Here is an 8,918-nt window from a genome sequence, read left to right as displayed (position 1 = left end):
GCGCGAGCGCCGCGCGGGGCGCCGCGACGCGCAGCAGCAGCACGGTGCACGCGCCGACCACGCCCAGCGCCAGCGCGCGCGCGTGCGCCGGCTCGTCGCGGCTGCGGCGCGAGAAGCCGAGCGTCACCGCGGTGGACGACACGAGCCCGCCGAGCAGCCCCGCGACGCCGAAGCCGCGCGACGGGCCGATGGCGCGGCGCGCCACGTACCCCGCCGAGTCGATGGCGAGGAAGATCAGCACCACGCCCCACAGCGCGCGCGGGCGGACCGCGCCGCCGGGGCCGAACGGCCCCTCGGGGAGGAGCGGCAGCACGACCAGCGCCAGCACCGCGAACTGCAGCCCGGCGCGCAGGTCGCGCTCGCCGAGGTGGCGCACGAGCCAGTGCAGCCGCGCCTTCTCGCCCAGCGCCAGCGCCACCAGCGCCGCGCCGCCGCCGGCGGCGCCCATCCGCCCCGCCCCGGCGAGCGCCCCCAGCCCGAGCACGACGAGCGACGCGACCTCGGTGGTCAGCCCCGCGTCGCGCGGCGCGTCCTGGTCGCGCTGCTGCGCGACGTACGCCGCCGCGGCCAGCGCGGCGCCGCCGAGCAGCAGCGCGCCCGCAGCGAGCGTCGCCCCGGCCGCCAGCGCCACCCCCGCGAGGCCGCCGAGCAGCCCGTAGAGCGCGAAGGTGCGCATCCCCGCCACGCTCGCCGCGCCGTCGCGCCCGTGCGACCACTCGCGCTCGATCCCGACGGCGAGCCCCGCCAGCGCGGCGACCGCCAGGCGGGCGGCGAGGGCGGCGTCGGGGAGGGCGTCGAGCACGCCGGATACGGTAGCGCCCGGATGCCCGCAGCGTCCATCGGGCGACGCCCGGCCGGGCGTGGTGCGATCGCCGGCGCCGGTGTAGCGTGGGGGCCTATGACCACCGCCGCCGTCCGCACCGCCGCCTTCACGGCCGGGCTCGAGCAGCACCGCCCGGCGCTCACCGGCCACTGCTACCGCATGCTCGGCTCCGTCGTCGAGGCCGAGGACGCGGTGCAGGAGGCGATGCTCCGCGCGTGGAAGGCGCTCGACCGCTTCCAGGAGCAGTCGTCGCTGAAGACGTGGCTGTACCGCATCGCGACCAACGTGTGCCTCGACGCGCTGGCGGCGTCGGGGCGCCGCCGCCTGCGCCCGCTCGAGACCACCGAGGCGCCCGAGACGGTGCGCGAGGGGATGGCGCTGCCGCAGCGCCCGCGCGAGGAGTGGGTGGAGCCGATCCCCGACGCGATGGCGCTCCCCGCGCCCGAGGAGGCGGGGCCCGAGGAGCGCGCGATCCTCAAGGAGAGCATCCGCCTCGCCTTCGTGGCCGCGCTGCAGTACCTGCCGCCTCGCCAGCGCGCCGCGCTGCTGCTGACGCAGGTGCTCAACTTCTCGGCGGCCGAGGCGGCGGAGACGCTGGAGATGACGGTGCCGTCGCTCAACAGCGCGCTGCAGCGCGCGCGGGCGACGCTGGCTGCGCGCAACCCGGCGGTGGTGCCGCGCGAGCTGTCGGCGGAGCAGGAGGCGCTGGTGGCGCGCTACGTGGCCGCCTTCGAGCGGTACGACGTGCCGGCGCTGACGGCGCTGATGCACGAGGAGGCGACGCTCTCGATGCCGCCGTTCGACCTGTGGCTGCGCGGGCACGCGGACATCGAGCGGTGGATGCTCACCTACGGCATCGGCTGCGACGGCTCGAAGCTGGTCCCGGTGGCGGCGTGCGGCGGGACGCCGGCGTTCGCGCACTACCGCGACGGCGGGGCGACGCCGTGGGCGATCGTCCTGCTGGAGGTGGAGGGGGGCCGGATCACGAGCCAGACGTCGTACCTCGACGTCGAGACGCTCTTCCCGCGCTTCGGGATGCCGATGCGGCTGGACCGATGATTCCGGGGGGGTGAGGCCGTCCAAGGGGTGAACCGCAACCGGAGACGCCCCCGATGACCGCCCTCCCGATCGACTCCCTCGCCCCCGCGGCGGCCCTCCCCGGCCGCCGCGCGCGCCTCGCCGGCCGCGTGCTCACCGGCCTCGCGGTCGCGTTCCTCGTCTTCGACACGGGGATCAAGCTCGTCGCCGCCCCCGAGGCGGTGGCCGGCACGACGCAGCTCGGCTGGCAGGCGCACCACCTGCCGATCCTGGCGGCGATCGAGGCCGTGTGCCTCGTGCTGTACCTGATCCCGCGCACCGCGCCCCTCGGCGCGCTGCTGTGGACCGGGTACTTCGGCGGCGCGATCGCGACGCACCTGCGGATCGACAACCCGCTGGCGACGCACACGCTCTTCCCGATCTACGTGGCCGCGCTCGTGTGGGGCGGCCTGTACCTCCGTGATCCGCGCGTGCGAGCGGTCCTCGGTCGCGCGCCCTGAACGGCCTGCGCAGCCGCGCAGCCGCGCAGCCGCGCAGCCGCGTCGAACTCCCCCCCACGAGGAACCCCGCCCCATGTCCACCGCCCAAGCCCCCGCGCCGACCATCACGAACGCCGGCATGGTCGCCAAGACGCCGCGCAAGCTGTTCGTCAACATCCCGGTGGCCGACCTGCAGCGCGCCATCACCTTCTTCGAGGCGCTCGGCTTCGCCTTCAACCCGCACTTCACCGACCACACCGCGACCTGCATGCTGGTGGGGGAGGACGCCTACGTGATGCTGCTGACGGCGGAGAAGTTCGCCGGCTTCACGCGGCGCCCGACGGCCGACGCGAAGGCGCAGACGGGGGCGCTGTACGCGCTGAGCGCCGACAGCCGCGAGGCGGTGGACGCGATGGTGCACGCCGCGATCGCGGCCGGCGGGTCGCACGCGCTGGAGCCGATGGACCACGGGTTCATGTACGGGTGGAGCTTCTACGACCTGGACGGGCATCACTGGGAGGTGTTCTGGATGGACCCGGCGGCGGTGCCGCAGGGCTGAGCGGGCGGCTGCGGATCAGCTTGCGAGGCCGACAGGTGCTACGCATTTTCGCGCACACCTTTCGGCTTCGGAGGCTCTCGTGCACACCCGCTCCACCCGGTCGGCAGCAGTCCTCCTCGGCGCCCTCGCCCTGGGCGCCACGTCGGTGCAGGCGCAGTCGGGCTCGGCGACGGTCGACACCCGGACCAGCCTGTATCTCGCCGGCGGCAACGCGTACACGGCCACGCCGCCCGGCGGCCCGACCGGCGGCGGGATCGCCCCGACGGCCATCGCCCTCGACGCCGGGGCCGGCCGCGTGCTCCGCGTCGACGCGTCGGGGACCAGCTTCTTCTGCGACGGCAACACCTGCGGGACCGCCTCGCCCGACGGCCCGTCGATCGGCGCGACCGACCTGAACTCGTCGGGGAGCATCGCCGGGCTCACGGCGCCGACGTCGGGGTTCCTCGCCGCCGTCTTCCTCGGCCCGTCGCTCCCGGGGAGCGCGCCGGCGCGCCTGAGCTTCGCCGGCACCGACTTCGCGTCGGCGGCGCCGCAGCTCGGCCAGATCTTCTTCGTCGGCAACGGCTTCACGTCGGGCGGCGTGCAGCAGCAGTTCCTCGTCCCCGACGCGGCGACGCGCCTCTACTTCGGCATCGCCGACGGCGGCTCGTTCTTCGGCGATCCCGGGTTCTACAACGACAACGTCGGCACGTTCACGGCGCGCTACGACGTCGCCGCCGGGTCGGTGGTGCCGGAGCCGTCGACGTACGTGCTGCTCGGCAGCGGGCTCGTGGCGCTGGCGGGCGTGGCGCGGCGGCGGCGCCCTACGGCGTGACGCGCGCCAGCACCACCGGGTCGCCCCCCGCGTAGCGCTGCGTCGCGAGGGTGACGCGCGTCGGCTCGACCGTGCCCTCGTCGTTGGCGAGGCACGATGCGTTCGGCGGGCAGGGGGTGAACGAGCCGACGACGAGCCGCGCCCCGTCGCGGCGGTACGCGGTGGGCGCCGCGACGCGGTACACCGTGTCGATCCCGAGCGCGCGGTGCACGCGGCGGACGGCGTAGGCGCGCCGCCCGCCGCCGCGCCCGTCGAGCTCCAGCGTGTCGGCGAGCAGCACGCCGAACTCCTGCGCCGAGCTGTCGGTGACGGCGGGGAGGGGGCGGCCGCGCAGCGACGTCGCGACGTAGCGCCCGGCCTCCGTCGCGGGGGCGGGCGCCGTGCCGTCGTCGCAGGCGACGAGTAGCGCGGCGAGTGCGAAGCGTGAGACGTGTCGCATGGGAAGCGGGTCGGGAGCGGTGGACGACCGTTCTACCCCGCCCCGCGCCCGCTCGTCACGCGCGCGGCTAGCGCCAGTCAGTGAGCGTCCCCACCACGAGGATGAACGCCGCCACCGCGCCCACCATCACGGCGATCACCAGCAGCTTGCGCATGGGACGCGTCCGCCGCGCGCGCGACGCCGCGTAGTGCGCCGCCACGCGCCCGGCGTCCGCCTCGGCGCCGGCGCCGATCGGCAGCCGGTACGTCCACCAGTCCATCCGCTTCCCCAGCTGGACCAGCTGCCGGAACTCGAGCACCGCGCCGGCCACGCGCGCCTCGGCGTCGCGCCGCATCGGCTCGAACTCCTCCTCCAGTCGGATCGCGTCCTCCGACACGGTGACCCGGTAGCCCAGGGCTGGCGGCGCGTCGGGGAGCGCCAGCATGTTCGCCCGCGCGCCCGGCTGCGCGGCGAGCTGGCGGGCGTGCGCGACGAACAGCGCCCACCGCGCGGGGTCGACGGTCCACTGCGCGAGCACTCCCTCGCCGCGGCGCATGCGGTCGAGCGCGCGCGCCGGCCCGTGCGCCATCACCGCGAGCGTCGTGCAGATCACGCCGACGTTCAGCCCGATGGCGAACACCGCGATCACCCACCCGCGTGCCGGCCCGTCGCGCGGATCGAGCACGTAGGCGGCGCCGATCGCCGCCCACCCGACGGCGGCCGCCGCCGCCCACCGGGCGCGCGTGCGGTGCGGGTCGCGCATCGCGCTACGACGCGCGCGCCGCCGCGGCCAGCGCGTCGACGAAGCGGTCCAGCTCCGCCGGCGTCGTGTAGACGTTGGGGCTCACGCGCAGCCCGCGGATCCCCGGCGCCCGCGCGTTGTCCACCATCGCCTGCACGAGGATGCGGTCGCGCCGCCGCAGCCGCTGCTGCAGCGCCTTCGCGTCCGTCCCCGGGATCTCGACCGTCGTCAGCCCGAGGCTCTGCGCCGGCTCGGCGTAGTAGCGCGCCTGCGGGAGCGCGCGCGCGGCCCGGGCGCGCCACCGGTCGGCCAGGTACCGCAGCCGCGCCGCCTTGCGCGCGGGGCCGAGCGTGCGGTGCAGCGCCAGCGCCGGGAGCGCGGCGAGGTTGACGTACTCCGGCGCGGTGCCGATCCACTCGAAGCGCGCCATCCCCTTCGTGCCCGGCGCGGGCGGGAGGAGCGGCCACACGCGCTCGACGTGCGCGGGGCGCATCCACAGCACGCCGAGGCCGACGGGGAGGCCGAGCCACTTGTGCGCGCTGGCGCCGTAGAAGTCGCAGTCGAGCGACCGCACCGGGTCCTCGAGCACGCCCAGCGACTGCGCGCCGTCGACCGCCACCAGCGCCCCCGCACGCCGCGCCGCAGCGGCGATGCGCGCGGCCGGGAGCAGCTGCCCGGTGAGGTTGCTCGGGTGCGTCAGCAGGACGAGCTTCGTGCGCGGGCCGATCGCCGCCTCGTAGCGCTCCGCCAGCGCGTCGAGCGACGGCGCGGGGACGGGGAGCTCCACCATGCGCAGCACGATCCCGTCGCGGTCGCGCCGCTGCTCCAGCGCGTCGAGCATGGCGTAGTAGTCGTGCGTCGCGCACACGACCTCGTCGCCGCGCTGCAGCGGGAGGCCGAGCAGCACCGTGTCGAGCGCCTCGGTGGCGTTGCGCACCAGCGCGATCTCCGCGGGCGGGACGCCCATCGCGGCCGCCAGCTCGCCGCGCACCCGCACGTTCGACACCCCCTCCCACATCCCCGGCAGGTGCTCGGCGGGGAGCCCCTCGAGCACGCGCGCCTGCCGCGCCAGCTCGTCGAGCGCGGCGCGGGGCGTCGGGTTGGTCCACCCGTGGTCGAGGTTGAGCACCTGCGGGTCGAGCGCGTAGCCGGCGCGCACGCGCGCCCAGAACGCCTCGTCCTCGGCGAGGCGCGCCGGCGCGGCGGCCGGGCCGAGGCGCGCCAGCTCGTCGCCGACGACGTCCGCCGCGCCGGCGAGCAGCGCGGCGGGGGAGAGCGCGAGCGCACCCGCGGCGGTCGCGGCGCGGCGGAGGAAGGCGCGGCGGTCGGTCATGGCGTGGCGCCCCGGGCGCGGGCGTGGTCGCGGGCGACCTGCTCCGGCGTCAGCCGGAGGAAGCGCGCCGCGTTGTCGTAGAGGATCGCGCGCTTCTGGCGCGCGGTGAGGAACGGCGCCTGCTCGATCGTCTCCAGCGCGACCTCGATGGCCCGCGGCCAGATCATCTGGTCCGAGCCCCAGAGGATGCGCTCCTCGAAGCCGGCGTCGACCAGCCGCTTCAGCTGCGCGTAGAAGTGCGCGCGCGGGAACCCCCAGTTGTTCTGCGCGACGTCGACGTAGACCTGGGGGTGCGAGTAGAGCAGCGCGATCGTCTCGTCGACCAGCGGGGAGCCGAAGTGCATGACGTAGACGCGCAGCCGCGGGTGGCGGATGAGGACCTCCTCGAGCTGCAGCGCGTCGGTGAGCCGCGCGCGGTACGGCGAGTTCCCCAGCACGTACGCGCCCCCCGCGGGCCCCTCGCCGAGGTGGATCGCGACCGGCACGTCGAGCTCCTCGGCGAGCGCGAAGTACGGCTCGTAGGCGGGGTCGTCGACGCGCCGCCCGTCGTACTGGGGCCCGACCTCGCCGAACGCCGCGATGCGCCCCTCGGCGTGCAGCCGGCGCAGCTCGTCGACGGTCCGCCTGCCGGACAGGTCGAAGTCCGACGCGGGCAGGATGCGGTCGGGGGCCGCGGCGCGCCACGCCGCCACGAGGGCGGGCGTCCCCGTCGTCACCGCGCGCACGACGTTCAGGCGGCGCAGCTCGGCGAGCGACTCCGCCAGGAGCGCCGAGTCGGTGCGCGCCGAGGGCACGGGCGTCGCGCACCGCACGACCTCGCGGGCGAAGGTGATCGGCTCGCGGGGGTCGACGGCCGGGAAGACGATGGGCTCCCGGTTCATGCACACCGGCATCCCGCCGCCGTAGTCGGCGAGCGCGTGCGCGTGCAGGTGCATGTCGATGACGGGGAGGCGCCGCTGTGCGGCGGCGGCGGCGGGAAGCGCGAGCAGGGCGAGCGCGGCGGCGCGGCGGGCGACGCGCCTCACGGCTTTGGCGCCGCCCGCTGGAGGAAGCGCAGCGCGACGTCGGCGAACGGCGTCGTCGGGCCGTAGATCGGGACGTGGTCGCCGTTCGGCACGACCCACAGCTGCGCCTTCGGGATGCCGCGGTACAGCCCCAGCGCGAGCTCCACGGGGAAGAACTCGTCGCGGTCGCCGTGCACGACCAGCGTCGGCGCCGTGATCCGCGCCAGGTCGGCGTCGGAGAAGTTCGGGTCGTCGGTGGAGCGGCCGAGCACCTGGAACTGGGCGAGGAGGTCGTCCACCTGCGCGGGGCCGCGGCTCGCGCACTTCCGGAACTCCGCCATCACCGGCGCCGGGATGACGCCGCCGACGTCGCGGATGGCCGCGCGCGTCTGGTCGACGAAGCGCGTGGTCGCGCCCACGAGCACGAGCGACCGCAGGCGGGCCGGCTGCGCGGTCGCCACGTGCAGGAGCGTCATCGCGCCGGCGCTGATCCCCATCGCGTGCACGCGTGGGAGCCGCAGCGAGTCGAGCAGCGCCGTCACGTCGGCCGCCGACTGCCGCAGGGTGAACGCGCCCGACGGGTTGGTCGAGCGCCCGTGCCCGCGCAGCTCGACGAGGATCACGCGGTGGCGCTCCGCCAGCTTCGCGACGAACGGGTCCCACGAGGACGCGCAGTCGAGGAAGCCGTGCAGCAGGACGAGCGGCTCGCCGCTCCCCTGCTCGCGGTACCACAGCTCGGCGCCGGGGACGCGCACGGTGCGGCCGGCAGGCGGTGGCGCCGGCGGTGGCGCCGGCTGCTGCGCGGCGATCGGGGAGGCGCCCAGCGCGAGCGCGAGCGCGGCGCGTCGGAGGAACACGATCAGCGGTCGGACGGGCACGGGACGCTCACTCCTCCAGCCGGATGTCGAGCCCCGCGGCCGCCGCCGGCGCGACGGCGACGCGGCCGCGCGCCGCGGCGGCGAGCCACCCGCGCCCGCGCAGGAACGCGCGCGCCGGCGACAGCGCGCGGACCCGCAGCACGAGGCGGACGATCGACCGCTCGCGCGCGGGGGCCACGCGCACGGCGGGCCCGGCGCCGAAGTGGAACGCGCCGTCGCGCTCCTGCGACGGGTCGTCGAGCAGCCGCCGCCACTCGGCGCGCGCCGCCGCGGTGTCGGGCGCGCCCACGACGATCTCGCGCAGCGCCACCACGCCCAGCGGCCCGCCCCGCGACGCCGCCAGCGCGTCGCTCGCCTTCTGCCGGTTGGCGGCGATCGTCGCGCGGTCGGCGTAGTCGCAGAAGAACACCGCGCGCGGGTCGGGGAGCATCCCCGTCAGTCCGGTGTTCACCCAGCCGAGCCGCCGTCCGCTGCTGCTCGTCGAGACGTTCGAGTCCGGCCGGTCGTGGCGCACGCCGCGCCGCGCCAGCTCGGCGACCAGCGCGTCGGTCCCGCCCCCCGGCTCGAGCGCGATCCCGCTGAGCTCCGTCGGCAGCCGCCCGCCGTCGTCGGGCTTCCACGTCGCCTGCTCGAACACGACGTTGCCGAGCGACACGCCGCCGCTGGCGAAGTCGCCGTACGACCGGAACGCCCACACCTCGGCGAGCCCCAGCGAGTCGCGGAAGAACCGGAACAGCCGCTCGGCGTCGGGCGCGGTGGCGTAGAAGTGCTCGACCTTCGCGACCAGCGGCGCGCGCTCGGCCGCCTCGGCGGCGGGCGGCGCCGGCGCG

The 8,918-nt window shown here is 76.5% G+C and carries 11 protein-coding genes; 4 read left to right on the top strand and 7 right to left on the bottom strand.

Annotated elements, in window-relative coordinates; all coding sequences use genetic code 11:
* On the bottom strand, positions 1 to 802 hold an 802-nt coding region (locus PYV61_RS15655), incomplete at its 3' end, for a DUF4010 domain-containing protein (protein WP_275833219.1).
* A 96-nt stretch (positions 803 to 898) separates the two neighbouring features.
* Here PYV61_RS15655 and PYV61_RS15650 point away from each other — a divergent pair.
* From PYV61_RS15650 to PYV61_RS15635, 4 genes are all read left to right on the top strand, one after another.
* Positions 899 to 1,882, top strand: a complete 984-nt coding sequence (locus PYV61_RS15650) for a sigma-70 family RNA polymerase sigma factor (RefSeq protein ID WP_275833217.1) — start codon at positions 899 to 901, stop codon at positions 1,880 to 1,882.
* Positions 1,883 to 1,935: 53 nt separating this feature from the next.
* Positions 1,936 to 2,361 (top strand): DoxX family protein, encoded by a 426-nt coding sequence (locus PYV61_RS15645; RefSeq protein WP_275833215.1) that lies wholly within the window; start codon positions 1,936 to 1,938, stop codon positions 2,359 to 2,361.
* Positions 2,362 to 2,479: 118 nt separating this feature from the next.
* Positions 2,480 to 2,899: a VOC family protein gene (locus tag PYV61_RS15640; protein WP_345785247.1), complete on the top strand. Its 420-nt coding sequence runs from the start codon at positions 2,480 to 2,482 to the stop codon at positions 2,897 to 2,899.
* Between the two features lie 79 nt (positions 2,900 to 2,978).
* Complete coding sequence (locus tag PYV61_RS15635) at positions 2,979 to 3,713, top strand: PEP-CTERM sorting domain-containing protein (protein ID WP_275833211.1); 735 nt, start codon at positions 2,979 to 2,981, stop codon at positions 3,711 to 3,713.
* On the opposite strand, the gene PYV61_RS15630 is transcribed toward PYV61_RS15635, so the two are convergent.
* The 6 genes from PYV61_RS15630 to PYV61_RS15605 all read right to left on the bottom strand — a co-directional run.
* Positions 3,703 to 4,152, bottom strand: a complete 450-nt coding sequence (locus PYV61_RS15630; RefSeq protein ID WP_275833209.1) for a hypothetical protein — start codon at positions 4,150 to 4,152, stop codon at positions 3,703 to 3,705. The two genes, PYV61_RS15635 and PYV61_RS15630, sit on opposite strands and share 11 nt — an antisense overlap.
* Before the next feature lie 67 nt (positions 4,153 to 4,219).
* Entirely contained in the window at positions 4,220 to 4,894 is a 675-nt protein-coding gene (locus PYV61_RS15625; protein WP_275833207.1) for a hypothetical protein, read from the bottom strand.
* Between the two features lie 4 nt (positions 4,895 to 4,898).
* Positions 4,899 to 6,206 (bottom strand): aminotransferase class V-fold PLP-dependent enzyme, encoded by a 1,308-nt coding sequence (locus PYV61_RS15620; protein ID WP_275833205.1) that lies wholly within the window; start codon positions 6,204 to 6,206, stop codon positions 4,899 to 4,901.
* Positions 6,203 to 7,231 (bottom strand): amidohydrolase family protein, encoded by a 1,029-nt coding sequence (locus PYV61_RS15615; RefSeq protein ID WP_275833203.1) that lies wholly within the window; start codon positions 7,229 to 7,231, stop codon positions 6,203 to 6,205. The genes PYV61_RS15620 and PYV61_RS15615 overlap by 4 nt, the downstream gene beginning before the upstream one ends.
* Positions 7,228 to 8,088: an alpha/beta hydrolase gene (locus tag PYV61_RS15610; protein WP_275833201.1), complete on the bottom strand. Its 861-nt coding sequence runs from the start codon at positions 8,086 to 8,088 to the stop codon at positions 7,228 to 7,230. The genes PYV61_RS15615 and PYV61_RS15610 overlap by 4 nt, the downstream gene beginning before the upstream one ends.
* A gap of 7 nt (positions 8,089 to 8,095) precedes the next feature.
* A partial coding sequence (locus tag PYV61_RS15605; RefSeq protein WP_275833199.1) for a hypothetical protein occupies positions 8,096 to 8,918 on the bottom strand: 823 nt, incomplete at its 5' end.

Origin of the sequence: Roseisolibacter sp. H3M3-2 (genome assembly GCF_029211165.1) — a bacterium.
Lineage (GTDB): Bacteria > Gemmatimonadota > Gemmatimonadetes > Gemmatimonadales > Gemmatimonadaceae > Roseisolibacter.
This window is presented reverse-complemented; position numbering and strand designations above follow the sequence as displayed.